This is a genomic window from Haloarcula sebkhae, assembly GCF_014647415.1.
Lineage (GTDB): Archaea > Halobacteriota > Halobacteria > Halobacteriales > Haloarculaceae > Haloarcula > Haloarcula sebkhae.
In genome coordinates this window covers 876,600-903,055 of the sequence record NZ_BMPD01000001.1, presented here as the reverse complement: position 1 = coordinate 903,055, position 26,456 = coordinate 876,600, and the positions used below count along the sequence as shown (strand labels likewise).

Annotated in this window: 23 protein-coding genes; 14 read left to right on the top strand and 9 right to left on the bottom strand. The window is 65.1% G+C overall.

What is annotated here, in order from left to right; all coding sequences use genetic code 11:
- Positions 1–51 precede the first annotated feature (51 nt).
- On the top strand, positions 52–864 hold the full coding sequence (locus tag IEY38_RS04685; protein WP_188975737.1) for an Sjogren's syndrome/scleroderma autoantigen 1 family protein: 813 nt from the start codon (positions 52–54) through the stop codon (positions 862–864).
- Here IEY38_RS04685 and IEY38_RS04680 read toward each other — a convergent pair.
- The 4 genes from IEY38_RS04680 to IEY38_RS04665 all read right to left on the bottom strand — a co-directional run bounded on the left by IEY38_RS04680 (position 861) and on the right by IEY38_RS04665 (position 6,604).
- A complete protein-coding gene (locus tag IEY38_RS04680) occupies positions 861–3,359 on the bottom strand; it encodes a DEAD/DEAH box helicase (RefSeq protein WP_188975735.1) in 2,499 nt (832 codons plus the stop codon). The two genes, IEY38_RS04685 and IEY38_RS04680, sit on opposite strands and share 4 nt — an antisense overlap.
- A gap of 66 nt (positions 3,360–3,425) precedes the next feature.
- Positions 3,426–4,025, bottom strand: coding sequence for a diacylglycerol/polyprenol kinase family protein (locus tag IEY38_RS04675; protein ID WP_188975732.1), 600 nt, complete (start codon positions 4,023–4,025; stop codon positions 3,426–3,428).
- Positions 4,026–5,762, bottom strand: coding sequence for a glycine--tRNA ligase (gene glyS, locus IEY38_RS04670; protein WP_188975730.1), 1,737 nt, complete (start codon positions 5,760–5,762; stop codon positions 4,026–4,028).
- Positions 5,759–6,604 (bottom strand): CBS domain-containing protein, encoded by an 846-nt coding sequence (locus tag IEY38_RS04665; protein WP_005536806.1) that lies wholly within the window; start codon positions 6,602–6,604, stop codon positions 5,759–5,761. The genes glyS and IEY38_RS04665 overlap by 4 nt, the downstream gene beginning before the upstream one ends.
- 373 nt (positions 6,605–6,977) lie before the next feature.
- Here IEY38_RS04665 and IEY38_RS04660 point away from each other — a divergent pair, with 373 nt between their 5' ends.
- Together IEY38_RS04660 and serA are read left to right on the top strand one after the other, a co-directional pair.
- Positions 6,978–7,145 carry a DUF7556 family protein gene (locus IEY38_RS04660; RefSeq protein ID WP_188975728.1) on the top strand — a complete coding sequence of 56 codons (168 nt, stop codon included), beginning with the start codon at positions 6,978–6,980 and terminating at the stop codon, positions 7,143–7,145.
- 148 nt (positions 7,146–7,293) lie between these two features.
- Complete coding sequence (gene serA, locus IEY38_RS04655) at positions 7,294–8,880, top strand: phosphoglycerate dehydrogenase (RefSeq protein WP_188975727.1); 1,587 nt, start codon at positions 7,294–7,296, stop codon at positions 8,878–8,880.
- A gap of 32 nt (positions 8,881–8,912) precedes the next feature.
- On the opposite strand, the gene IEY38_RS04650 is transcribed toward serA, so the two are convergent.
- The 5 genes from IEY38_RS04650 to IEY38_RS04630 form a co-directional block, all read right to left on the bottom strand.
- Positions 8,913–9,128 carry a hypothetical protein gene (locus IEY38_RS04650; protein ID WP_005536811.1) on the bottom strand — a complete coding sequence of 72 codons (216 nt, stop codon included), beginning with the start codon at positions 9,126–9,128 and terminating at the stop codon, positions 8,913–8,915.
- A gap of 92 nt (positions 9,129–9,220) precedes the next feature.
- Complete coding sequence (locus IEY38_RS04645) at positions 9,221–13,408, bottom strand: DNA-directed DNA polymerase II large subunit (RefSeq protein WP_188975725.1); 4,188 nt, start codon at positions 13,406–13,408, stop codon at positions 9,221–9,223.
- Between the two features lies 1 nt (position 13,409).
- Positions 13,410–13,832: a PPC domain-containing DNA-binding protein gene (locus IEY38_RS04640; RefSeq protein WP_188975723.1), complete on the bottom strand. Its 423-nt coding sequence runs from the start codon at positions 13,830–13,832 to the stop codon at positions 13,410–13,412.
- Between the two features lie 188 nt (positions 13,833–14,020).
- Complete coding sequence (locus IEY38_RS04635; protein WP_229775223.1) at positions 14,021–14,530, bottom strand: 2'-5' RNA ligase family protein; 510 nt, start codon at positions 14,528–14,530, stop codon at positions 14,021–14,023.
- Between the two features lie 40 nt (positions 14,531–14,570).
- A complete protein-coding gene (locus IEY38_RS04630) occupies positions 14,571–14,759 on the bottom strand; it encodes a DUF7554 family protein (RefSeq protein WP_005536815.1) in 189 nt (62 codons plus the stop codon).
- 158 nt (positions 14,760–14,917) lie between these two features.
- Here IEY38_RS04630 and IEY38_RS04625 point away from each other — a divergent pair, with 158 nt between their 5' ends.
- From IEY38_RS04625 to argF, 11 genes are all read left to right on the top strand, one after another.
- Positions 14,918–16,012: a helix-turn-helix transcriptional regulator gene (locus IEY38_RS04625; RefSeq protein ID WP_188975719.1), complete on the top strand. Its 1,095-nt coding sequence runs from the start codon at positions 14,918–14,920 to the stop codon at positions 16,010–16,012.
- A gap of 137 nt (positions 16,013–16,149) precedes the next feature.
- The gene (locus tag IEY38_RS04620) at positions 16,150–16,935 is read left to right on the top strand and encodes a hypothetical protein (protein WP_188976141.1); all 786 of its coding nucleotides are present in this window, start codon (positions 16,150–16,152) and stop codon (positions 16,933–16,935) included.
- A gap of 397 nt (positions 16,936–17,332) precedes the next feature.
- Positions 17,333–18,595 carry an argininosuccinate synthase gene (locus IEY38_RS04615; protein WP_188975717.1) on the top strand — a complete coding sequence of 421 codons (1,263 nt, stop codon included), beginning with the start codon at positions 17,333–17,335 and terminating at the stop codon, positions 18,593–18,595.
- Between the two features lie 4 nt (positions 18,596–18,599).
- On the top strand, positions 18,600–20,099 hold the full coding sequence (argH, locus tag IEY38_RS04610; RefSeq protein ID WP_188975715.1) for an argininosuccinate lyase: 1,500 nt from the start codon (positions 18,600–18,602) through the stop codon (positions 20,097–20,099).
- Positions 20,100–20,264: 165 nt separating this feature from the next.
- Positions 20,265–20,429, top strand: coding sequence for a lysine biosynthesis protein LysW (gene lysW / locus IEY38_RS04605; RefSeq protein WP_004590364.1), 165 nt, complete (start codon positions 20,265–20,267; stop codon positions 20,427–20,429).
- A gap of 84 nt (positions 20,430–20,513) precedes the next feature.
- Complete coding sequence (gene lysX / locus IEY38_RS04600) at positions 20,514–21,410, top strand: lysine biosynthesis protein LysX (RefSeq protein ID WP_188975713.1); 897 nt, start codon at positions 20,514–20,516, stop codon at positions 21,408–21,410.
- Positions 21,407–22,444 carry an N-acetyl-gamma-glutamyl-phosphate reductase gene (argC, locus tag IEY38_RS04595; protein ID WP_188975711.1) on the top strand — a complete coding sequence of 346 codons (1,038 nt, stop codon included), beginning with the start codon at positions 21,407–21,409 and terminating at the stop codon, positions 22,442–22,444. The genes lysX and argC overlap by 4 nt, the downstream gene beginning before the upstream one ends.
- Positions 22,445–22,462: 18 nt before the next feature.
- The gene (locus IEY38_RS04590) at positions 22,463–23,323 is read left to right on the top strand and encodes an acetylglutamate/acetylaminoadipate kinase (protein ID WP_188975708.1); all 861 of its coding nucleotides are present in this window, start codon (positions 22,463–22,465) and stop codon (positions 23,321–23,323) included.
- Positions 23,320–24,447, top strand: a complete 1,128-nt coding sequence (locus IEY38_RS04585; protein WP_188975707.1) for an aspartate aminotransferase family protein — start codon at positions 23,320–23,322, stop codon at positions 24,445–24,447. The genes IEY38_RS04590 and IEY38_RS04585 overlap by 4 nt, the downstream gene beginning before the upstream one ends.
- Positions 24,444–25,505 (top strand): [LysW]-lysine hydrolase, encoded by a 1,062-nt coding sequence (locus IEY38_RS04580; RefSeq protein ID WP_188975705.1) that lies wholly within the window; start codon positions 24,444–24,446, stop codon positions 25,503–25,505. The genes IEY38_RS04585 and IEY38_RS04580 overlap by 4 nt, the downstream gene beginning before the upstream one ends.
- A 1-nt stretch (position 25,506) precedes the next feature.
- Positions 25,507–26,403 carry an ornithine carbamoyltransferase gene (gene argF / locus IEY38_RS04575; RefSeq protein WP_188975703.1) on the top strand — a complete coding sequence of 299 codons (897 nt, stop codon included), beginning with the start codon at positions 25,507–25,509 and terminating at the stop codon, positions 26,401–26,403.
- Positions 26,404–26,456 lie beyond the last annotated feature (53 nt).

Genomic DNA, 26,456 nt, shown 5'->3' with positions numbered 1-26,456 from the left:
CGACGTCTCGCACCCGTAAACTGTTTTCAGCCCCGTGGCGTTGTGACACGTATGAGCGACTTCGACAAGGAAGCCGAACGCGAGAAACTCCGCGAGAAGTTCGAGAAAGAGGAGGACAACCGGGCGGCGACCGAGCAGATGAGCGAACTCCTGTTGAAGGGCGCGACGATGACGAACGCCCACTGCAGCGACTGTGGCGACCCCATCTTCCGCTACGACGGCCAGGAGTTCTGCCCGACCTGCCAGAAGCCGGTCGCTCGCGACACGCAGGAAAACGGCGCTGATTCGTCGGCTACCGACGAACAAGGGGGCCAGGCCGAAGACGGTGACCAGATCGAGGTTGCCGACCCCAGCGACGAGGCCCGCGTTCAGTTCGGCGATGCTGAGGAGGAGACAGCCGAGAGTGCGGCGGACGCGACGAACGAACCCGCCCAGCAAGAGACTGCACACTCCCAGGCCGACACCGCTTCACAGTCTCCCTCCGAAGCGGCGGCGTCGACACCCGACTCGGCCGTTCCACCTGAAGCGGGGGGTGACCAGTCTACCCAGCCGTCCGATCACTCGGAACCAGCGCCACAGACTGCTCGAACAGGTGCTTCATCGGAATCTAGCGGCCGAACTGCAGACGACCAGCCGTGTGGGACACCGACACAGAACCCCCCTGTTTCCGCTCGACAGACTCAGTCGACCGATAGTCACACGGACGATATCTCGGCGAACATGGATGCGGCATCGGCGTCACTGGCCGAAACCGCTCGCCGCTTTGCCGAACGCGCTGCGGCGACCGAGAACCCACGCGAGGCTCGCGAACATCTGCAGGCAGCACGAGAAGCGGCGGAAGCGCTCGATGCGGCGCGGTTCTAAGGCTCGTAGTCGCTGGCGATGACTTCTCGAATCCGGTCGGCGGTCACGTCGCCGATGCCGGACACCTCAAGCAGGTCGTCTTTCTCGGCGGTCATCACTGCCTCGACGCTGCCGAAGGCTTCCAGCAGCGTGCGGGCGGTTACCGGTCCGACTTCGGCAATGGAGGCGACGACGTACTCCTGTTGCTCGGGGAGTGTCTTCGACTGTTTCTCGCCGTGGACACTCACTTCGCGGTCGGCCACCTCCTGTTCCCGTCCGGCGATGACTTCCAGCAGATCGGCGGTCTCGTCCTCGTCGCTGGTCCGGAGGACGCTCGCGCCGAAATCGACCGCCAGCGACGCGAGCGCCCCTTGAATCGCCTTGTGATGGACGTTTCGTGCGCCGAAGAGGTCATCGCCCTCGATGATGACGACAGGCCGGCCGTAGTTGCGCGTGGCATCACCGACCTGCTCGAACATCGACCGGTCGCCGCCAGTCAGTGTATCCATGAAATCAGCGACGGTCTTGCGCTCGACGACGACACGGTCCGAGAGGACGTAATCGCCGACGGCCAGCGTTTCGAGTCGGGTCTCGATTCCGTCCCGCGTCGAGAGGTCTCGGGCGATGTTCGAGTCGAGTTCCCGCTGGTCGGCGACGATTTCGACGGGGTCATCTTCACTGTCGCGGCCGGCGCTGGCGACCGTTCCTTCGTCGTTGGTCGCCTCGTCCTGCCCCTCGCCGTCAGCCCCTTCGTCGTCCGACGCAGACGACTCCGCCGCGAAGGCGTCCAGCCCGGCCTGGCCGTCTCTGTTGTCGCTCCCATCGGCAGACTTGTTATCTGTGCTACCCCTCCCGTTTCCAGTGGAGTCCGACTGCCGTGTGGCGGTTTCCGCTTCGTCGGTTCCACTCGAAGCGGTCCCCTCGGCGTCCTCGTACTCGTCGAGACCGGTCTGGTCGAGGCGGGCCTCCAGTTCGCCAGCGACGCTTTTGAGTTCGTTCAGCTCGCGTTTCATCCGCTTCTGGTCGTTGCGGGCCTTCCAGAAATACGCCTCGTCGCGGGTGTCCTCGGCCAGAAGGACAACGACGCGGCCCTCGGCCTGTCGTCCGGTCCGCCCCTTCCGCTGGATGGCTCGAATCGCGGTCGGGACCGGTTCGTAGAACAGTACGAGGTCGACCTCGGGCACGTCTAGCCCTTCCTCGGCAACGGATGTCGAGACGAGCACCTCGAACTCGCCGTTGCGGAACCGGTCCAGCGTTTCCTGTTGCTGGGTCTGTGTCATCCCCTCGCTGCCATCGGTGTCGCTCTGGCCGACGAACTTCTGTGTCGTGAAGTGGTCCGAGAGGAAGTCGACAAGCGTTTCGGCGGTGTCTCGCGATTCGGTGAACACGATGACACGCTCGCCGTTCTCGATACCGAGCGTCTCCGCGAGCAACATCCGTGTCTGGCGGAACTTCGGGTGCAGGTCGTCGTAGGACTCAGCTTTCCGCATCGCCTCGCGGACCTTCGGCTCGCTGACGAGGCGCTGGTCGGCCTTCGACGCTCCGGAGGAGCGAGCGGCCTCCTTCAGGCGCTCGAAGTACCGCCGCAGAGACTCGACGCTCTGGGTCTCGACGTACGTGACGGCGGTACGGAGCTTCCGGACCTCTGCGAGGAGGCTCATCCCCTGGTATCCCTCGCTCTGGTCGTTGTTCATCAGGTCCTGGAGCTGGCCCTGAACCTGCTGGATCTCGCGCTCGGAGATGTCCGCCGAGGACTTGTTCGTGACGCCGAGTTCCCGTAGCTGGTCCAGTCGGTCCTCTATGACTTCGTTGATGGCATCGCGGATCTCGACGACGACTTCCGGGAGTTCGATGCGGTTCCAGTCGACGCTGGTGTCGTGGGTGTACTCGGCCACGTCCGCGTCGTTTTCGGTCATCACCGCAACCTCCGCAAGGCCGAGGTTTTCACACACTTCGAGGATGGCTTCCTCGTCGTCACCGGGGGACGCGCTCATTCCCGTCACCAGCGGGTTCTCGGCGTCGGCGTGGTAGCGGTCGGCGATGTAGTTGTAGGCGTAGTCGCCGGTCGCCCGGTGGCACTCGTCGAAGGTGCAGTGGGTTACGTCGGCGAGGGAGATGCGGTTGCCCACGAGGTCGTTCTCGACGACCTGCGGCGTTGCGATGACGATGCGAGCGTCCTCCCAGAGTGCAGCCCGGTCGTCGGGCCGGACCTCGCCGGTGAACACGACGACGTCCTCGTCGTCCAGTTCGAGTGCTTCACGGTAGAACTCTGCGTGTTGCTGCACCAGCGGCTTCGTCGGGGCCAGCATGAGCGATTTCCCGCCGACGGCGTTCAGCCGCTCAGCGGTCACCAGCAGCGAGACGGTCGTCTTGCCCAGTCCGGTCGGGAGACAGACGAGCGTGTGGCCGGCGCTCGCCGTCTCCGCCAGTTCGGTCTGGTAGCGGCGGTTCTCCAGAAACTCCGGCGTCACCAGCGGGCGTTCGACGTGCTCGCCACCGGCGTCGGTGGTCGCCATTACCCACGCGTTTGTCCTGCCGGTGGTTAAGCGTTCAGATACCGCGGTGAAAGTGAACAGCGGGAGTTACAGGCCGATCCCGGGCAGGTACTGGACGCCGACCCACATCGCCAGTGCGCCAAGCACCGGAATCGAGAAGTTGTCGTCGACGACGTAGCCGGCGATACGTGGCTTGACGCCGTCGGCGAACGTCGCCGCGATACCGCCGAGGACGGCGGCGCCAGGGGGCACGAACGGCGCGGCGAGCAGCGTGCAGACGCCGAACATCACCAGCAGGACCCAGGCCTGTTTGACGTTGCTGGCGTCACTGGATCCCAGCAGGCCGCTGATAGGGTCGCCGATGGCGAGCATCAACATTGCCGGGACGGCGACCGTCACGCTCATACTCGGGAGTTCGACGGCGAAGGCGACGATGGCTATCCCGACGATGTACAGCGCGTAACCGGCGGGGTTGTCCTGCTCGTACTCGCGGGTGAGCCGGTCGTACACGACCCAGTCCAGTCCGGTCGTCAGCCGCACCGCTTCGAGCACACACACGACGACCAGCGCCACGGCCAGGAATCCCTGGACGACGCGCCACGTAATCAGCTCCGGCCGGAGCAGGTGCGCGAGCGGGACCGCCGCCCCGGTGACGTGGACGAGCCGCCGGGATACCTCGTCGGCCATCTACAGGTCGTCGAAGGTTAGTTCGCCGCTTGCGAGCTGTCCGAGTCGGTCGGCGAGGCCGTCGATGGGGAGGCGTTTCTGCTCGGTCGTGTCCCGTTCGCGCACTGTGACCTCGCCGTCCTCTAGGCTTTCGTAATCCACAGTCACGCAGTAGGGAGTGCCGACCTCGTCCTGTCGGCGGTAACGGCGGCCGATAGCCCCGGAATCGTCGTAGGTGACTGAGAGGCCGGCGGCCCGGAGGTCGTCGGCGATGTCCGTCGCGAGGTCGGCCATTCCGTCCTTGTCCATCAGCGGGAAGACGCCGACCGTCGTCGGGGCCTGCTCCGGCGGGAGGTCGAGGTAGGTCCGCTCCTCGCCGTCGACCTCGTCGGTCTCGTAGGAATGTGCAAGGACGGTGTAGATAATCCGGCTCACGCCGAACGACGGCTCGACGACGTGTGGGCGGATGTGTTCGCCGTTCTCGGTGACTTCGTCGACGCTGAAGTTCGTTTTCTCGACGGGGACGGTGTGGGACTCGCCGTCGACCTCGACGGTGACTTCGTCGTCGTCGAAGGCGTCCGGGTTCCGCTCGGCCAGCGCTTCGAGTGCGTCGGCGACCGCGCCGGCCGAGCCGCCGAACTCCGGCCCGAGATAGCTCATGTCGGGGTCGACAGTCGCACGCTCGACGGTAATCGGCTCGTCGTACTGCTTGAAGACGGTGTAGTCCTCGCCGGAGTGCTTGGCGTGTTTCGAGAGGTCGTAGTCGCCCCGGTAGGCGAAGCCCGTAATCTCGATCCAGTCACCGTCGACCTCACTCTCTGCGTCCCAACAGTCAGAGGCGTAGTGAGCGCGCTCGCCCGCCAGATGCTGGCGGTACCGGAAGCGCTCCATGTCGACGCCGATGCGCTCGTACCACTCTTTGGAGACGCCGAGGTAGTAGGCGACCCACTCGCTCTCGACGACCCCTTCGTCGACGGCCTCGCGGACCGTGAGTTCGCGCTGACCGCCGTCCTCGGCCTGTTGTTCGGCGGCGGAGTACAGCGGCAGCGTCACGTCCGCCACCTCAGCAAGCGGCGGCTCGTCTTCCTCGGGGTCGATGAAGTGTTCGAGTTCGGCCTGGGTGAACTCCCGGACGCGGACAAGCGATTTCCGCGGGGAGATCTCGTTCCGGTAGGCCTTCCCGATCTGGGCGACGCCGAAGGGAAGCTGATTCCGGGCGTACTCGGAGAGCTGCGGGAACTCCACGAAGATGCCCTGTGCGGTCTCCGGCCGGAGATACCCCGGTGACGACGACCCCGGGCCGATGTTGGTCTCGAACATCAGGTTGAAGTTGTCGACCGGCTGGTCGGCCAGGGATGTCTGACAGGACGGACACTCGATGCCGTGGTCGGCGATGAGGTCCATCACCTCCTCGTTGGGGAGTGATTCGGCCTCCTCGATATCTGTATTGTCCTCGACGAGGTGGTCGGCGCGATGGGTCGCGCCACACTCGCCGCACTCGACGATCATGTCGTCAAAGCCGTCGAGATGCCCAGATGCTTCGAAGACGGGTTCGGGCATCACGTCGGGCGCGGAGATCTCCTGGTGGCCCTCCTTGACGACGTAACGGTCCCGCCAGGCGTCTTCGATGTTCGATTTCAGCGCAGCGCCCTGTGGCCCGTAGGTCCAGAAGCCCGCCGCCCCGCCGTAGGCGCTCGAAGAGGGGAAGTAGAAGCCGCGACGCTTGGCCAGCTCGGTAAGTCGTTCGCCTTCGCTCATAGGCCTCGCAGCAGATCGATGTCCCGTACGATGCCGGTGAGTTCGTCACCGGACAGCAGCGGGATCTGTTCGATGTCGTGCTCGATCATTAGCTGGGCCGCCTCCTCGGCGGTGCGGCGCTTGTTCACCGTCACGACGTCACTGGTCATGAACTCGCGGACGGGCTCGGCCGGAAGCTCGACGTTGCGGGTAGGCATGTACCGACCGCCGACGGCTTTGATGCCTTCCCAGGCCCAGTCGTCGTCCTGGTTGGCGATGGAGTCGCCGGTGTCGTCCTCGCCCTCGACGACGCGGGCGACCGCGATGATGTCGACCTCAGTGAGCATCCCCGACATGTCGCCGTCGTCGCCGAGGACGACGCCGTACGGGACGTTCGCGTGGGAGAGTTCCCGTTCGGCAACGGTCAGCGGCGTGCCTTCGTACACGCAGTTGATGTCGCGGTTGGCGAGTTCGTCGACGACCTTGTCACCATCGACGTCGCCGTTGGCGATGGACCGGATCACGTCGGTCACTGTGATGATCCCTTTGAGCTGGCCGTCGACGATGGGGAGGCGTCGCTCGCCGTCCTCGACCATCACCTGTGCGGCAGCCTCGATAGACGTGTCCCCGCTGATCGCCGGGACTTCCTCAACGAGCAGGGCTAGCTGGTCCTCGTCGGGGCTCTCGATAAGCGCATCGCGTGAAATAATCCCTCTGAACTCCTCGCCATCGTCGGTTTCCTTGATAACCGGGACCGACGAGAAAGCCTGCTCCTGGAGGTACTCCAGTGCGTCATCACGGGTACCCGGAATAGTAACCGTGACGACCTCCGAGCGTGGCGTCATAGCGTCTGCGACGTTCATACTGCCAGAACTTCCTGCCCGCATCTACTAAGTCCTTAACATCCGTCCGTTTTCGACATTCAGGTCGCACGCCGGGCGACCAGCGGCTATCGCCGACGACCGTGCAGACACTATCTCGGAGACCCAGGGACCGTGCCGCCTCGGAAACAACTACGTCTTCTGCCATATCGAACTCTCGTATCTGAGTTTGAATAGAAACCCGGATACAGGTACTGATGGTTGAAATATAAGGCTCTATGCGTACTGTCCTACGGACCACTCTGTCCCAGTATTGACAGGAGCGGAACTATTGTCAGACGGCTGGCGCAGCGCAATACCCCTCCCCTCTATCGGTTTCGCTAAGTTTTTATATGGTTGTTACATATTATCATGCATGGAGTCGGAACCTGTTGCTCCGGTCGAGATGGCCGCGGATGGAGACATCATGGCGTCCGTCGAAGAGGGTCAAACGGACCAGTTTATCGTCGCTGACGTGACCCGAGACGACGCCTATCTCACAACCCCGCTCGCGGACGCTGCCTCGCTCCCGGCCTGGCGATAGGTCGCTATCTGTCGGTTCATTTTTTGCTGACGGTCCCATCACTCAGGGTCCCTCATTAGCGGCGCGGTCACCCCGCCCAGAGTATCCGAACGCAGTCGTCCGGACCGAGAAAACAAGCGTTATGCCGTCCCAGTAAGTTCGATTCGGTATGAAGGTACTCGTTACGGACCCTATCGCTGATGCCGGTCTCACGCGACTCCGTGAGGCGGGCCACGACGTCGAAACTGCCTACGAGGTCGAGGGCGACGCGCTCCTCGACGCAGTGGCCGACGCGAACGCGCTCATCGTCCGCTCGGGCACCGAGGTCACCGAGGAAGTGTTCGCGGCCGCGCCCGACCTCATCATCGTCGGTCGGGCCGGTATCGGTGTCGACAACATCGACATCGACGCCGCCACGGATCACGGCGTCATCGTCGCCAACGCCCCCGAAGGCAACGTCCGAGCCGCCGCCGAACACTCCGTCGCGATGGCGTTTGCAACCGCTCGCTCCATCCCACAGGCCCACGACCGCCTCAAGAACGGCGAGTGGGCCAAAGGCGAGTTCCTCGGCACGGAAGTCAACAACAAGACGCTGGGCGTCGTCGGCTTCGGCCGCGTCGGCCAGCAGGTCGCCAAGCGCCTCGGCAGCCTCGGCATGGACATCGTCACGTTCGACCCCTACATCAGTCAGGAGCGCGCCGACCAGTTCGGCGCGGAGCTGGTCGATGACCTCGACGACTGCCTCGCCAAGTCCGACTTCATCACGATCCACACGCCGCTGACCCCCGAGACCGAGAACATGATCGGCGAGGACGAACTCGCCGAACTCGAAGGCGGCTACGTCGTCAACTGTGCCCGCGGCGGCATCATCGACGAGCCGGCCCTTGCCGAAGCGGTCGAAGACGGTGTCCTGAAGGGCGCGGCGCTCGACGTGTTCGGCGAGGAACCCCTGCCCGAGGACAGCCCGCTCCTTGATGTCGACGACATCATCGTCACGCCCCACCTGGGCGCGTCAACGGAGGCGGCACAGGAGAACGTCGCTACCTCCACGGCCGACCAGATCATCGCCGCGGCCAACGGCCAGCCCGTTGCCAACGCCCTGAACGCGCCGTCGCTTGACGAGGCGACGTTCAAACAGGTCGGGCCGTATCTCGACCTCGCCGACACCGCCGGCCGCATTGCGGTCCAGCTGTTCGGCGGCCACATGTCCGAAGTGCAGGTCACCTACGCTGGTGACATCGCCGAGGAGGACGTAGAGTACGTCACCGCCAGCGCACTGAAGGGTGTGTTCGCGCCCTCGGACCTACAGGTCAACGCCGTCAACGCTCCGCAGATAGCAAAGGACCGTGGCATCGACGTAACTGAGTCCAAGACCCGAACCTCTGAAGACTACCAGAGCCTCATCACCGTCACCGTCTCAGACGGCGAGGAATCCGTCTCCGTCTGTGGGACCCAGTTCGGCGGCGAGGAGCCCCGTATCGTCCGCATCGACGACCACCGCATCGAGGCGGTGCCCCACGGGCACATGCTGGTCGTCCGCAACCGCGACGAGCCCGGCACTATCGGGTTCATCGGGACCGTGCTGGGCGAGGCCGACATCAACATCGCCGGGATGTTCAACGGCCGCGAGACCATCGGCGGGGAGGCCCTGTCCGTCTACAACCTTGACGAACAGCCGCCACAGGACATCATCGAGCGGCTTAACGGTGACAGCCGCATCATCGAAACGACCTACGTCGAACTCGGCGACGAGTAACACAGCAGAATTTTCCGACAGCCGGGTACGGGTTATTCCCCGTGGAGAAGGCGCTCGTACCGGTCGACGACGGCCTGCCGATGTTCGCGCTCCTGTTCGAGCGCGGTTTCCAGCGTGGCTACCTGTGAGCGCAACAGCGCGATCTGTATCTGATAGATCGTACTTGGTGTCTGCCGGGGCGATGGTGACGGGGAACCCGACCGGTCCCCGGAGTCGAACGACGGCGCTGAATCGCGGGACGAGGCCATACCCGTGACAGGACCGCCACGGACAAAAATACCCGTCGGACGGCTGTCACGCGCCCGTCTGTCACCTTGAGAAGTCCGGGTGGCGTTGTCGATCACATGAAGTCCGCAATACCTGACTGCTTGTTGTGATCGTTCTCGAACACCGACTCGATTTTCCGTTCCAGTATCTTGAGCCGCTGTTTCGTGTAGTCCCGTGCGCCGAACTCGTCGGCGACGCGGATGGCCGTGTCGATGTACTTGTTGACCGACCCCTCGTGGACGGTGAGGTTGACGCGGCCGCCACACTCCCGGCAGTCGCCGGTCAGGGGCGCACGGCGGAACGATTCCCCGCAGTCCAGACAGCGGACCTCCTGTCTGGAGAACGCCCGGAGGTTCCCGATGAGGTCCGGGAGGAAGTGGTACTCGATGATGCGCTCGGCCACGTCGCTCTCGACGACGGCCCGGAGCTTCCGGGAGATCTCAAGCTGGGCGTCCATCTTGTCCTCCATCGAGCCGAGCGTCTTGTACGCCGAGAGATCCGGCCCGGCGGCGATGTTGGTCGTGTCGTGCGTGTGGCGGAACTCGGTGTACTCGCGGTCGGTCCCCAGCGTCTCCTCGGCGATCTTCATCACGTCCTCGACCTCGGTCGGGTCTTTCATCTCCCGCGTGGCCTCGTAGAACTCGCGCGGATAGGTCTCCATGATGTCCATATTGTGGGCCTCGTCGTCGATTTCGCTAGGGTCGATACGGGAGGACATCACCAGTGGAGCGTCCATCTGGCCGCCACGCTGGTTCGGGAGATACGACTTCGAGAAGTTCAGCAGGCCGTCCATCAGGAGCATCACGCAGTCCTCGTCGCCGTCGCACTGCCCGACGTAGGTGCCTTCGACGGCCACCCGGTGCGTGTCAGCCACCGTGAGACAGTAGACGTGGTCCACGTCACTCTCGACGTACTCGACGGCCTCGACGGTATCTGTTGGGGCTGCGCCGTCGGTGGCTGCCGTCGAGGCTTCGCCGCGTGCCGTCATCGTCGTCGTCTCGCCGCCGTCGTAGGCAGGGAGGTCGTCGCCGGCGGCTAAATCGCTGGCCGGAACCTCTTCGATTCCATCGGAGCCAGCCCGGAGCATCGTGTGGTCGGGCGTCACCCGGAGTGTTCGGTCGCCGACGGTTACTTCGACGAGGTGGTCCGGCGCGGGGTGTTTCGAGACGGCGTCGACGGGCTGGCGACAGGGGCCATTCTCGCCAAGCGACGACACGGTAAGATCGCCGTCTAGTTCCTGCACGAGCGTTCCGAAGTCGTCCTCTTCGGGGTCGTCCAGTCGGCTTTCGACCAGTTCCTCGATGGTACCGTATTCCCAGTTGCCGCCCTCATCCTCGTACCACAGCCGGGTGTCCGGATGGAAGCAGTTCCGGCGCTTGGCGGCGTGGAAGTACGGGTGCGCGTAGCCGACGGCGGCGGAGGTGAAACCGACCACGCGGCCGATCGTCGCCGCGCTGGTGTGAGGGGCCATCCCGAACACGAGTTCGCCGACGAGGTCCTCGCGGTCGTCGAACTCGTAGAACCGCTCTAGCCCGTAGTACTGCTCTAAGAGGTCGTCGACGAAGCGGGCGGTCTGGAGCATGTGTTCGGCCGCGCCGTCGGAGAGGACGATATCCTGAACCTTCAGTTCGACCAGCTGGTCCTCGTGGGTCAGCGGGTCGCCGTGGATGTCTTCTTCGTAACCCAGCCCCCGGAGTCGCTCGGCAGACACATCCAGTTCCGAGGCTCGGACCGCCGTCACCGGCAGGTCCGTCATATCATAGCGGACCGTGCCGTCCTTGAACGCCGACACGTCGTGTTTCGCCCGGAGGATGCCCTTCTCCATCGGCTCCGGGACCTTCTCCTCGGAGGTGAGTCCCTTGACTGCTTTCAGCTGTTCGAAGGCCGTCTCGCGCTCGCCGACGTTCTGTAGGGCGTCCCGATACGCTTCCTGCAGGTCGAGCACCTTGTACTGGGTCGGCGAGGCGAGCGTCTCACACCGGGAACACTCCGCCCGGCCGGACTCGTCGCGCTCGACCTCGGCTTCGCAGTCGGGACAGACGTACACCGGTTCGGTGGTCCCGCCGCATTCGGCACAGTTCGCCTGGTGGGTCTCGGTCCCGCAGTCGGGACAGCGCTGCCGGGCGATTTCCACCTCGACTTGGCCCGGCGTATCGCTCATCCCGTCGGCGTGTTTCGTCGCCTTAGCCACGTCCCGCTGTGCCCCGCCAGCCTCGCCGATGGGGCTGAGCGTGTGGACGGCCGGCGAGAGGTCCCGCCGCTCGGATTTTTCGGGGCGACCCATCCGGTTGCCGATGCGGGTCGGGGCGCGCTCCCGAACCTGGAACGGTGCGATTTCGTTGACCGCTTTGATGGCGTTCTGACCGTCTTCTTGCTCGGCATCCTCGGCAACGCCGATTGCGTCGAGCGACTCGCTGTCGCCGTAGGTTCGGGCGTGCTCGGAGAGGTCCGACGGTGTCCAGTCCCGCTCTAGCGACCGGGAGAACCCCAGCGTCCGAACCAGCGGCACCCAGTCGGTGACCGTAATCGTGTCCTCGTCTTGGGTGTGCTCGACGAGCAGGTGTTCCAGCGTCTGCTGGACGCTGTCGCTCCGTGGCAGTACGAGTGCCCCGTCGTCACTGTGCGCGTCGCTTGCTGTGCCGTCCATCTCCGGGTCGGCGTACGCACCGTCGGCCTTCGCGATCTGTGCGTCCTCGACGGCGTCGGCGAGGGCACACAGCTGGTCGACGCTCACGTCGTGCCAGAGGTAGGTGTATTTCGGGTGCAGCGGGGCGTCGTAGTCGGTCGCCCACTCGATGGCTTCCTCAGCGCTCGGGTCGGCGAGGTCGATGTGGGGCGAGTCCTGCATCGCCTGCACGTCCGCGCCGGCGGCCGCGAGGTCCTGCTCCCACCATTCGACGGTGTAGGAGGCCGGTGCGAGCGGATGGTTGTTCTCGACGAACTCGCCGTAGTTGACCAGATACTCGCCGAGGTCGAGTATCTTCTCGACGCCGTTGCGGACTGCCAGCGCCTCCTCGGCGTCGTCGATGCGGCGCACGTCCCCGTTGGCCAGGCGCACGGTCGGCCCCTCGATGGTGTCGACCGGCACGACGCCGGCGGCTTTCCCCGGCCGCTCGGTCTTGATCTGGGTCCCGGTCGCGAGGAAGTCGTCGACGAGATGCATCGTTGCCGGGTGGACGCCGGCGGTAGCGAAGCCGTGGTTGCGTGACCGGCCGTAGCGAAGCCGGAACCCGCCCGCTTTTGATGGGTGGGAGAACACCGGGCGGCCGGCGATGAGGTCCCGGAGGTATTTGTCGGCGGGTTCGACCCGCGGCGGTCCCGCCTGCCCGTCAGCGTCGTCCGCACCGTCGTCGTCCGCGCTATCGCCACCGTCCTCGCCGTTCGCGTCTTCTGCGTCGTCTTCTTGCCCGTCTTCGTCCTTGCCGATGGTCCCGTCGATGAGGTCCTGTAGCCACGGCCAGTCGACCTCGTCCAGATTCCGGGTGTAGCGCTGGATCTTCGGGGCTTTCAGCGCGATCCCTTCGGCCAGTACCAGGCACATCCCGCCCCGCGGGGAGTTCGAGTCGACGCGTTCGAGGTCCCGGTAGCCAGACACCTCCTCGTCGCCGGTCGCCTCGCCGTCGAGCATGATGGGCATGTGCTCGGCGATGAACTTCGTCTCCTTCTCCTTTGGCGAGTACTGGAGGCCAGTGTCCTTGTCGTAGAGGTCGATCTCCTCGGCGTAGCGACCGATTTCCTCTTCGCGGGCCTTGTACTGGTCGATGCCTAGCAGCGCACGAGCGTAGTCGGCGACCAGCACCGAGAGGGCCTGTGCAGTCCCGCCGGCAGAGCGAATCGGACCGGCGTAGTAGACGTTGATGAACTCCGTGCCATCATCGTTTTCCAGCAGTTCCACGCGGTCGATCCCCTCGATCGGGGCGGCGACGACACCCTCAGTCAGCAGGGCGACGGCAGTCCGGACCGCGCCCTCGACTTTCCCTTCGCGGCTGTCATAGTCGCCGACAGTCCCCTCGACGAAGTCCTCGACCAGTTCCAGCGCGGCCTCCTCGCGGGACATCTGCCCCTCCAGTTCCCGCACCCGCTCGGCGACGCCGTCGATGCCGAGGATGTTTTCGACCCGGTCGGCCATGTCACGGGCGGTCGGAATCTCGACTTCCGGCTTCGGGTCGCCACCGCGTTCTTTAGCCCGCTCGGCGACGTTGAAGGCGGCTTCGAGCTGGGTTTCGAGCGTTTCGAAGTACCGTTCGTCGGCCTCCCGCATCTTAGATATTCCAGAGGTCCAGGTCGGTCGGTTCGTCGTGCTCCCGCCGGAGTTCCGTATCGAACCCGCGGACGTACAGTTCACCCGCCCAGACGGTGCCAGCGCTCAGGTGGCCGGCGACCGCCTCGCCGTCGGGCCGTGAGAGAACGGCGTGGGTATGAGCGAACCGCTCCCCGTCGAGACGCGAGATGTTACCCATGCAGGCGGCGACTTCCAGTGGTTCGTCAAAGGTCAACGAGTCGTATTCGGTTCGGTCCTGGTCGTAGAACATGAGCTCCGCGTCCTGCACTGCCCCAAGCCCGTAAAAAAAGCCGGCGTCGATGCCCTGTTCGTCCGCGAAGGCCTCGATCTGCGCGCGCCAGTCCCCACCGTGTTCCAGTCGGCAGACGAACTCGGACGTACTGTCGACTTCGCGGTAATCCATATCTGTAGTGGATGGCAGGCCGCTCCAAAAGCGTTGCTTTCGGCCCAACGGTTTATATCCGAAGCCGAGACCACGGCCGCTGTGACGTAGCTACGGTCCGGCGCGTACAGCGGTTGTGCGGCACACCGCGCCGGGACCGACGCGTGCCGCCTGTTCGCCATTGCACCGGGACAGACGACCGAACAGCGCTACGCTGGCAGCGACACCCGGCTAACCGGCTGGTTTCGGTCGGCGTCGTAGAAGGTGAGCTCGTCGACGGTCCACCGGATCGGTTCGATGTCCCGTTCGACCAGCCGTGCAGCCGCGTCCCGGTCCCCGCCGCGGGCGACGGTTACGTGCGGGATGTACTCCGCCCCTTCCATCTCGTCGACCGGGTCGAACCGATCACAGAGCCGCTCATGCAGGTCGACCAGTCCGGGGCTCTCGACGGCGAGATACACCACTGGCGAGGGACCAGTCACGGCCGTTTCGAACTGCTCGACACCCCCTATTTTCGCCTCGAACGCCGGCTGGCCGCGAAGCGCCTCGCGCCCCTGCGCTTCCAGTCGCGCGTAGGCTGCGTGGTCGCCGTCGCCCAGCCGCTTGGCGACCAGCGTGTGCTCGCCCCGTCCCCGTCGCTGTGCGAGCGGCAGGTCCGTCGCGAGGTCGGCCGCTAGCGACGTGACTGCTGACGGAAGCGGGGCGTTGATGCTGTACACACTGAGCGGGTCGCTCGCTGCGGGCAAAAAGAGCGCGGTCCTACAGCCGGTCGACCAGCCACAGGACGATGAGAACGACCAGAATCACGCCGAGGAACGGCTGAAGTATGCCGAGCAGGCCGGTCAACAGTCCGAGTGCCGTATCGAGTACCTCGAGCACCAACCAGACGACAATGAGAACGAGGACAATCTTCAGCAGGGTGTCCACGTCGAGTTTCGCTCTGTCCATGGTCAACCGGACTCCCTCACGGGGCAAACCCCTTGTGGCCACAGCGACCGGTGATTCAGGCCCCGGCAGAGATGCGGCATGTGATGTAAGGTCGCAGCGTATCAGTTCACACAATCGGCAATAAACGATATACCTGCTGAGAAGGTAGCCGCGGTAGGATGGGCCGGAGCGCTGGAACGCTGGTAGTCGTATTCGTCGCAATAGCACTGCTTGTCCCGACAGCGACCGGCGTCGGGTTCGGTAGCCTCGGCCAGCAGTCCGTCGACGCGGACGTGGTCGTCATGACCGCTGACGTAGACACTGACGGGACCGCTGACTGGACGGTTGCCTACCGTATCCGACTGGACGACGACAACGCCACGCAGGCCTTCGAGGACCTGCGTGCCGATATCCAGACAAACCCCGCAGCGTACACGGACCGGTTTAAGAACCGGATGCAACGCACTGCCGGGGCCGCGGAGAACGCGACTGGCCGCGAGATGGCTATCGAGAACGTCACCGTGAATGCACGCGAGGAGACGTTTGGCCAGACGTACGGCGTCATCACCTACCGGTTCCAGTGGACGAACTTCGCTGGCGTCTCCAGTGACCGCCTCGAAATCGGCGACGCACTTTCGGGTCTGTTTCTGGACAGCGAGACCTCACTGACTGTCCGCTGGCCAGCAGGCTACCAGGCTGACTCCGTCGCGCCACAGGCCGACGAACGGGAGAACGCCTCTGCCACCTGGCGCGGCCAACAGACGTTCGGGGAAAGCGAGCCGCGAGTGGTCGTCAGCCCAGAGGACAGCGCCGGTAGTGACAGCGGATCGAACGGCCTCCTCGTCGGTGGATTCCTCGCACTGGTCGGCATCATTGCCGGGGCATACGCCCTTCGACGATACGGCATCCTCGGCGGCGGTGCGCCGGCCGAGCCGCCGGCGTCGATGGTCGACTCAGACGATTCAGAAGCGGAAGCCGCTGCCGGCACCGATCCCGACGCTGGCACGCCGCCGGCTGAACTCCTGAGCAACGAGGAGCAGGTCCTGCAACTGCTCGAATCGAACGGCGGACGGCTCAAACAACAGCAGGTGGCCGGCGAACTCGACTGGACCGACGCCAAGACGAGTCAGGTCATCGGCGGCTTGCGCGACGAGGACAAGGTCGAGACGTTCCGTATCGGCCGAGAAAACGTGGTGACGCTGCCGGACACTGACGTGACTGGTGGCGACAGCGGCGGGGGCGACGGAACCGACAGCGGTGACGAAACACAGTAATAAAGGCACCGACCGTTCACCGGAACCTGTCAGTTGGTTCGATCGCAGTATTGCGGTTTTAATCCGGCTTAATCGGCGCTAATCCGGAATCACTGACGCCTATTTATAGGGCGTTCGGTGGTCAAGTAATGGATATAATGAGACGAGCCACTCCGGTATTGCTGGCGCTGCTGCTCGTGGCGAGCACGCTCGCTGCGGTACCCGCCGCCACGATGGCACAGGAAACGGAAGCGGTGACTGAACAGGCCGAGGAGACTGTGACGCCTCCCGGCGCACAGCTGGCGGGCGTGGTCAGCGTGCAGGAGGCTGAACTGGACGGCGAGGTCCAGTCTCGGACGTTCGGTATCCGCGTCGCGAAGGCGAACACTGACGCTGCGAAGGCGTCCGTTGTCGCCGAGCAGGTGAACGATTCCGAGGCGCGGCTGGAAGAACTCCGACAGCGCAAGCAGGCGCTCAACGAGGCCCGCGAGAACGGGACGATGAGCGAGGGCGAGTACCGGGCGAAGGCCGCACAGCTCCACGCCGAAATGAAGAACGTCCAGCGACTGGCCAAGGAGACGAACGAAACCGCCAGCCAGCTCCCTGCCGAAGCTCTAGAGAAGAAGGGTATCGACGCGACGGCGATCAAGACCCTCTCACAGCGCGCGAGCGAACTGAGCGGTCCGGAAGTCGCCGCTATCGCACAGGGTATCGCCGGGCCGAACGTCGGGCAGCAGGCTCGACCTGACGTTGCCGGTGACCGCGGCGGCGATGCGGCGAACCGAACCGAAGCGGGTGACCGTCCGGGGGCCGGGCCGGAGCGGACCCCAGCAGGTGAACGGACGGACGTTGCCGACGCTACGCCAGCCAACGAGACGGCCACCAATAGCGAGGAAACCGAGTCACCGGGTGGCGGGTCCGACACTGTCGATGCTGGCCAATAGCCAGAGCGAAGACGAATACACCGTTTAAACCTCATCACACGCCAGTTTGTTGCCGGTGCTGGTCGCTATGGGCGACGCGATGGCTGCTGATGTCCGGTGTTTGTTGTCTATACACACGCCACTGTGAACACGGAAACTATTAGTACCCGAGTCACACAGCAGGAAGTACATGACGCGGACCCCTCTCTCCACGATGCTCGCTGCGGACAGCGAGGGGTCCCTCCGTTTCTCCCCACGACGACGACCGGGCCGTTTCTAGGCCCACTACTACTTACTCTTCACTCGACAGGTTCGTTTCGTCGCTAGACGCCGTCGTCGTCGGTTCGATGGGATACTCGATCTGTTGTTCGATCGAGAAACCGACAGGCACACCACGGAACCAATTCAGAACACATCCATGCCAGAAGGAAACGGAACCGTCGCGCTCGCTTTCTCGGGCGGGCTCGACACGACAGTCTGCGTATCGCTGCTGAAAGAAGAGTACGGCTACGACGAAGTCATCGGCGTCACCGTTGATGTCGGCCAGCCCGATTACGAGTTCGAGGAGGCCGAGGAGACTGCCGAAGCGCTGGGCGTCGAACAGCACGTCGTCGACGCGACCGAGGAGTTCGCGGACCTCTGTATGGAGGCCGTCAAGGCAAACGCCGACTATCAGGGCTACCCGCTCGGGACCGCCCTCGCGCGCCCGGTCATCGCCAAAGCTATTCTCTCGGTCGCCGAAGAGGAGGGCTGCTCGGCCGTCGCACACGGCTGTACCGGCAAGGGTAACGATCAGCTCCGCTTCGAGGCCGTCTGGCGCGACTCCGACCTCGATGTCATCGCGCCGGTGCGCGAACTCGGCCTGACCCGCGAGTGGGAAAACGAGTACGCCGCAGAGAAGGGCCTGCCCGTCGAGGGCGGCGACGGCGGTCGCTACTCAATCGACACAAACCTCTGGAGTCGCTCCATCGAGGGCTCCGAACTCGAAGACCCGAGCACCATCCCAGCCGACGACATCTACAAGTGGACTGAGAACCCCTCCGACAAGGATGCCGAACTCGTCGAGGTCGAATTTGAGGAGGGCGTTCCCGTTGCCGTCGACGGCGAGGAACTCGGCGGGGTCGAACTCATCGAACAACTCAACGAGCAGGCGGGGGCCCACGGCATCGGCCGCACGGACATGATGGAAGACCGTATGCTCGGGCTGAAGGTCCGCGAAAACTACGAGCACCCCGCGGCCACCGTCCTGCTGACGGCCCACGAGGCGCTGGAGGGGCTCGTCCTCACGCAGGAAGAGCGCCAGTTCAAGGCTCAGGTCGACCAGGAGTGGTCCCAGAAGGCGTATCAGGGCCTCGTCGACGCGCCGCTGACGGGGGCGCTCGAAGCGTTCATCGACGACACCAACGAGCGCGTCACCGGGACCGTGACGGTTAAACTCGAAGGCGGCCACTGCCGCCCAGTCTCGCGCGAGTCTGACTACGCCGTCTACAGCGAGTCGGCGGCCTCGTTCAACGAAGAGGACGTCTCCGGCGGCATCACCCAGCAGGACGCGACCGGCGTCGCGAAGTACCACGGCTTCCAGTCCCGTCTGGCGAACAAGATTCTGGACGACGCAAAGAAAGGGGCCGCCGTGACAGACGGCAGCGGCGACCACGCCGCGAGCGAGGACACGGAGGAGTAAGCGAATGAGCGACGGCGAGGACCACGAGGCCGCGGATGCGACCGACGACAGTGAAACGGTCGTCCGCCGGGACCGCTTCGCGGGCGGGCCCGCCCGGTCGTTCCTCTCCTCGCTGTCCGACGACCAGCGAATCTTCGCGGCCGACCTCGCGGTCGACCGCGCCCACGTCGTGATGCTGGCCGAACAGGAGATCATCGACCGCGAGACGGCCGGCGAGGTGCTGGCCGCGCTTGCGGACGTGGAAGACGCGGGTCACGGTGCACTACCCGACGGCGAGGACGTGCACGAGGCCATCGAAAGCGCCGTCATCGACCGCGTTGGCCCGGACGGCGGGAAGATGCACACCGCCCGCTCGCGCAACGACGAGGTGGCGGCCTGTATCCGCTACCGCCTTCGCGAAGACATACTGGACCTTGTCGAGACTGTCACCGGTGCCCGCGAGCAACTCATCGAGGTGGCCCGCGCCGAGCGCGAGACGGTGATGCCGGGCTACACACATCTTCAGCCCGCCCAGCCGACCACGGTCGCCCACTGGGTGCTGTCCTACGAGCAGGCGCTCCAGCGCGACACCGCGCGGCTGCTCGATGCCTACGAGCGTGTCAACCAGAACCCGCTGGGGTCGGCCGCGTTTGCCGGGACCCCCTTCGACGTGGACCGCGAGCGCACGGCCGAACTGCTCGGGTTCGAGGACGTCGCGGAGAACTCGATGGACGCCTCGGCGACCCGTGACTTCCTCGTCGAGACGACCAGCACCGTCGCCACGCTGGCGACGAATCTGTCGGGGCTGGCCGAAGATGTCGTCGTGATGGCGAGCAAGGGCCACGTCGACCTCGACGACGACTACGCCTCAACGTCGTCGATCATGCCCCAGAAGAAGAACCCCGACACGCTGGAACTGGTCCGTGGACGCACCGGCGACGCCGTCGGTGGGCTAAACGGCCTGCTGACTAACTTGAAGGGCCAGCCCCGGGCGTACAACCGCGACCTGCAGCGCGCGGGGCGCCACGCTTGGGACGCGATCGACAGCGTCACCGAGAGTGTGGCAGTCGCCGCCGGTGCGGTCGCGACGGCCGACTGGCCTGCCGAGACGTTAGCGGAAGCGGCCACAGATGGGTTTGCGACGGCGACCGGCGTGGCGGATCTGCTGGCGATGGCCGGCGTCCCCTTCAGGACAGCCCACGAGGTTGTCGCCGAGGCCGCCGCGAGCCTGGGTCCCGAGGAAGATGCACCCGACTACGAGGCGCTATCGGCCGTCGCCGAGGACGTGCTGGGCGAGCCCCTGTCGACCTACGTCGACCGCGAGGCGCTGGCGGCCGCACTCGACCCGACGGAAAGTGTTGCCATGCGGGACTCCCGCGGTGGCCCGGCCCCCGACGCCGTCGCTGAGCAGGTGTCGGTAGCGGAAGACGCACTCGCCACCGACAGTGAGGCACTGACTGCCCGCCGGCAGGCGGTTTCACAGGCGGCTGACCGCCGCCAGACGGAGGTGGACCGATATGTCTGAGCGACCACCGTCCCCTCGTGGGACAATTATACCATACTTCTGATACACGACTCGGAAACGTGGCGGATTTAGAGCTTTGATACGATTAGAGCGCGGTATGTCTTGTTAAACTATTCTGATATGTTCGAAGGCTTTAAGTGGATCCCTGTCACAGGATGAACTACAATGGCAGAATGCATCGAGTGTGGGGCGGACGTGTCCCTGCACGACAACCTCGAAGTCGGAGAGATCGTTGACTGTACCACCTGCGGTGCCGAGCTGGAAGTCGTCGGCGCAGACCCTGTCGAGCTCGACAGCGCACCCGAGCTCGAAGAGGACTGGGGTGAGTGAGGTGTTCGCGGTGGCGCGGCGTTCGACGCCGTACGTGACCGTGGCGCTCGACGCTGCGAGCCGCGAACCCACGGAGGACTCAGTATGAAAGTCGGACTCCTCTACTCGCGCATCCGCCGGGACGAGAAGCTGCTCCTGTCGGAACTGCGCGAGCGCGACCACGAGATCGAGAAGATAGACGTTCGCAAACAGCAGTTCAATATCCACGAGGCACCCGAGGCCTTCGAGGATCTGGACATCGTCGTCGACCGCTGTCTGGCGACCAGCCGCAGCGTGTACGCGACGAAGTTCGCGGAGGCCTACGGGGTCCCGGTCGTCAACGGCCCTGAGGTCGCCGACACCTGCGCGGACAAGGTCAACAACAGCCTCGCGCTAGAGGCCGCGGGCGTGCCGACGCCCAACACCGACGTGGCGTTCACGAAGGACGCCGCGCTGGAATCCATCGAGAAGTTCGGCTACCCCTGCGTCCTCAAACCCGTTGTCGGCTCCTGGGGTCGCCTGATGGCGAAGATCGACTCCCGCTCGGCCGCCGAGGCCATCCTCGAACACAAGGAGACGCTTGGCCACTACGAGCACAAGATCTTCTACGTCCAGGAGTTCGTGGACAAGCCCGGCCGTGACATGCGCGTGCTGGCCGTCGATGGCGAGCCTATCGCGGCGATGGTTCGCTCCTCGGACCACTGGCTCACCAACGCCGCCAAGGGCGCAGAGACCAACGAGTTCGAACTCGACGACCGCGCGCTGGAACTGGTCGAGAAGGCCTCCGACGCGGTCGGTGGCGGGCTGCTCGGTATCGACCTGATGGAAGTCGGTATCGATGAGGAAAGCGGCGAGTTCGAGGACTATACGGTTCACGAGGTCAATCACACCGTCGAGTTCAAGGCGCTGAACGAGGTCACCGACGTGGACGTGCCCGCGAAGGTCGTCGACTGGCTCGAACAGAAGGCAGCGACGGAGGCCGACGCCGAGGTGACAGCATGACGTACACCGCAAGCGTCGTCGGCGGCTCCGGCTTTACCGGCGGGGAACTGCTTCGTATCCTCGACGGCCACCCCGAGTTCGAACTGGCACAGGCCACCAGCCGCTCGAAGGAGAACAAGACTATCGGGCACTCGCACCCGAACCTTCGCCACTCGGACTTGCGGTTTTCCTCGCCGTCCGACTTGGAGTCGGTCGACGTGCTGTTCGCCGCGACGCCCCACGGCGTCTCGATGGAGCAGATCGACGCGTTTCAGGAGGCCGCCGGCACGGTCGTCGACCTCTCGGCGGACTTCCGCCTCGATAGCGAGGCCCAGTACGACGAGTGGTACGACGGGCACTCCCGGCCCGAACTCCTCGAACAGAGCGAGTACGCCCTGCCGGAACTCAACCGCGACAACCTCGCAGGCGCGGACCTCATCGCCTCGGGCGGCTGTAACGCCACGGCGACCATTCTGGGCCTGCTCCCGCTGTTCGAGGCCGACATCCTCTCCGGCGACGAGCAGGTCGTCGTCGACGTGAAGGTCGGCTCCAGCGAGGGCGGGGCCGGCGGCGGCGAAGCGTCCAGCCACCCAGAACGCTCGGGCGTTGTCCGCCCGTACGCGCCGACGGGCCACCGCCACGAGGCCGAAATCCAGCAGTTCCTCGGCATTGACGTGTCCTTTACTGTCCACGCGGTGGACATGATCCGCGGCGCGAGCGCGACCTGCCACGTTTTCCCCGAAGGGCCGGTTTCGAAGGGCGACCTCTGGGGGGCCTACCGCGGCGAGTACGAGGACGAACCCTTCGTCGAACTCGTCGCCGGCGGCGGTGGCGTCTACCGCTACCCCGAACCGAAGTCGGTCGCGGGGACGAACCGCGCCGAGGTCGGCTTCGAACTCGACCCCGGCAGCAAGCGGCTAGTCGTGTTTTCGGCCATCGACAACATGATGAAGGGGTCGGCGGGGCAGGCTGTCCACGCGGCCAACATCGCCCTCGGTATCGAAGAGACGGCGGGCTTGGAGTTCCAGGGGCTCCACCCCGTCGGCGCACCGTAACCTCTGGAGTGATTTTCTATGACAGTCGTTATCAAAGTCGGTGGCGCTCGCGCGGTCGACCCCGCGGGGGCGCTTGCGGACGTGGCATCGTTAGTGGCCGATGGTGAGCAAGTCGTCGTGGTTCACGGCGGCTCCACCAAAGTCGACGAGACGCTCGAACGGCTCGGCGTCGAGCCTGAATACGTCGAAACCCCATCAGGCGTCGTCGGCCGGTTCACCGACGAGATCACGATGGAGGTGTTCGAGATGGCCTTCGGGCATCTCAACACCCAGCTCGTCGCCGGCCTCCAGAGCGAGGGCGTCGACGCGGTCGGTCTCACCGGCGTCGACGGCAAACTGCTCTACGGACCGCGGAAGTCCGCAGTGCGGGTCGTCGAGGACGGGAAAAAGAAGATTCGCCGCGGCGACCACTCGGGCACGATCAAGCAGGTCAACGGTGACCTGCTGGAATCGCTGCTCGACGATGGCTACACGCCGGTTGCGGCACCACCGATGGCTGGGGACGATGACGGTGACGTAATTCCGGTCAATACCGACGCCGACCGCTCGGCGGCGGCCATCGCCGGCGAACTTGACGCCCAGTTGGTGCTCCTCACTGATGTCGAAGGCGTCTACGCGGACCCCGACGATCCGTCGACGCTCATTGAATCGGTCGAGACAGCAAGCGACTGGGACGCCCTCGAAGACGCCGCGGAAGGCTTCATGGGCCGGAAAATCATGGCCGCCGAGGAGGCGCTCGACGGCGGCGCATCCGAGGTCGTGGTGGCCGATGCCAACGCCGAGTCACCGATTCTCTCGGCGCTTGACGGCGGCGGGACCCACGTTCACGCGAGCGCACTCGAACAGGACACAGACCAGACAGCGACGGAGGAACAATGAGCGGATTCGTCTTCAACGAGAAACCCATCCAGATCGAACGTGGCGACGGTGCCTACGTCTACGACGACGGCGGCACAGAGTACTTAGACATGGGCGCGTCCTACGCCTGTGTCCCGCTGGGCCACAAACACCCGGCGGTCCAGAGCGCTGTCAGCGAGCAGCTAGAGAAGATCACGTACGTCCAGGCGTCGTACCCGAACGCCCAGCGGACGGCGCTGTACGACCTACTCGCCGAAACTGCCCCGGACCCGATCGACAAGATCTGGCTCTGTAACTCCGGGACCGAGGCCAACGAGGCCGCGCTGAAGTTCGCCCGGTCGGCGACGGGCAACTCCAAGATCGTCGCGACGATGCAGGGCTTCCACGGCCGGACGATGGGCGCGCTGGCGACCACGTGGAAGAACAAGTACAAGAAACCCTACGAGCCGCTCATCGGCGATGTGGAGTTCGTCCCCTACGACGACAGCGAGGCGCTTGACGAGGCCGTCGACGAGGACACCGCCGCGTTCATCGTCGAACCGGTGCAGGGCGAGGGCGGCATCAATCCCACCTCGGACGGCTACCTCGAAGACGCTCGTGAGATTACCGAGGAAGCCGGTGCAGCACTCATTTTCGATGAGGTCCAGACCGGGATGGGACGGACCGGTGCGCTGTGGAACTCCCAGCGCGCCGCCGTCGCACCGGACATGATAACCGCGGCGAAGGGGCTTGGCAACGGCCTCCCCATCGGCGCGACGCTGTGCCGGGACTGGATCGCCGAGGACTACGGCTCCCACGCCTCGACGTTCTCCGGCGGGCCGGTCATCTCAGCGGCCGCCGGTGCAACAGTCTCGACCATCATCGAGGACTCGGTGCCCGGCAACGCCGCTGTTATCGGCGATTACCTCCTGACTGAACTGGAAGCAGCTATCGGCGACGACGTGCGGGACATCCGCGGCGAGGGGCTGATGATCGGTGTCGAGGTCGGCCGCGGGGCGAACGCGGCGCTGAAAAAGCTCGCGTTGAACCATCAGGTGCTCGCGCTGCCGGCCGGCCGCACGGTTATCCGCCTCCTCCCGCCACTGACCATTGACAAGGACCACGCCGACGCCGTCGTTGACGCGATGGCGGAGGTGGTGGGATGAGCGAAGCCGCGACGCCCGAGGCTGACACCGAGGCACGTGACCTGCTCGAAGCTGTCGTCCGCATCCCGTCTGTCTCGCGGAATGAGACGGAGGCCGCCGAACGGTTAGTCGAGTTCTTCGAGGCCCACGGCCGCGAGGCGTGGCTCGACGACGTCGGTAACGTCCGCGCCCCGGCGGATGACGGTGTCCTGCTCACCTCCCACATCGACACCGTCCCGGGCGATATCCCGGTCCGTGTCGAGGAGACTGATGAGGGCGACGTGCTCTGGGGCCGCGGCAGTGTCGACGCGAAGGGGCCGCTGTGTGCGATGGCCACTGCGGCCGTCCGCACCGGAGCCTCGTTCGTCGGCGTTGTCGGCGAGGAGGTCGACTCGAAGGGCGCTCGATTCCTCGTCGAGGACCGCGAGTCGGTACCCGGTGCCGTCATCAACGGCGAACCCTCCGGCTGGGAGGGCATCACGCTGGGCTACCGCGGCCTGCTGGCCGGGACCTACGTCGCGACCAGCGAGTCCGGCCACTCCTCGCGCCCGGAGAACAACGCCATTCAGGACGCTATCGACTGGTGGTCGTCGGTTGACGACGAGTTCGCCACCGATGAGTGGCACCCCGTCTTCGAGCGTGTCACCTGCAAACCCGTCGACTTCAAGGGCGGGACGTCGACCGATGGGCTCTCCGTCGAAGCGACGATGGACGTGCAACTGCGGGTCCCGCCGGAGTACAGCACCGATGAGATCCGAGAAATCGCCGATGGGTTCCTGGAGAACGGCACGGTCAACTGGGACGACAAGGTCGAGCCAGTGATGCAGAGCCCCCGAACCAGCGCCGCCCGGGCGTTCCGGGCCGCGATTCGACAACAGGACGGCGAGCCCACGCTGCTTCGCAAGACTGGCACCAGCGACATGAACGTCTACGCGAAGGCGTGGGATTGCCCGATGGTGACCTACGGTCCCGGCGACTCGGACCTCGACCACGCACCGAACGAGCACCTCCCGCTCGACGAGTACGACCGCTCCGTTGCGGTGCTCGAAACCGCGACCGAACGCCTGCTGGAGGACTGACATGGACATACTCGACGTCGACGACCTCACGACCGACGAACTGACGACCGTCCTCGACCGCGCCGCGGCCATCAAGGCCGACCACGGCGAGGGGAGCGCGAGTGACCTGCTCGATCAGCAGACGCTCGGCATGATATTCGAGAAACCGTCGACGCGAACCCGAGTCTCCTTCGAAACGGGGATGACGCAACTGGGCGGCCACGCCGTGTTCCTCGGCCCCGACGATATCCACCTGGGCCACGGCGAACCGGTCAAGGACACCGCCCGCGCGCTCGGCCGGTACGTCGATTTCATCATGGCCCGCGTGTTCGACCATGCCGACGCGGAGGAGCTGGCCGAATACGCTGAAGTCCCGGTCATCAACGGCCTGACCGACGACGCCCACCCCTGCCAGACGCTCGCCGACCTGCTGACCATCCGTGAGCGGTTCGGCGGCTTCGAGGATGTCTCAGTGGCGTGGGTCGGCGACGGCAACAATGTTTGCCAGTCGTTCGTCATCGGCGCGGCGATGGTCGGCCTCGACCTCACCGTCGCCACGCCGGAGGGCTATGGCATCGCCGACGACGTGGCCGACCGCGCCGCCGCCTTCGGCAACGCGCCCGAGACGACCCACGACCCCGAAGCCGCCGTGGCCGACGCCGACGTGGTGTACTCTGACGTGTGGGTCAGCATGGGGCAGGAGGACCAGCGCAGCCAGAAACTCGAAGACTTTGAGGGCTTCCAGATCACGACGGATCTCCTCGGCGACCGGCCGTTCATGCACTGCCTCCCCGCCCACCGCGGCGAGGAGGTCACCGACGACGCCATCGAATCGGAGAACGCCGTTGTCTGGGACCAAGCGGAGAACCGCCTGCACGCCCAGAAAGGGCTGCTCGTGTGGCTGTCCGAGCAGGCGTAGCAACTGGTCGGTAAATTTCGTGTGGCTGGTCAAGCGAGAGCGGTCTGGGGCGA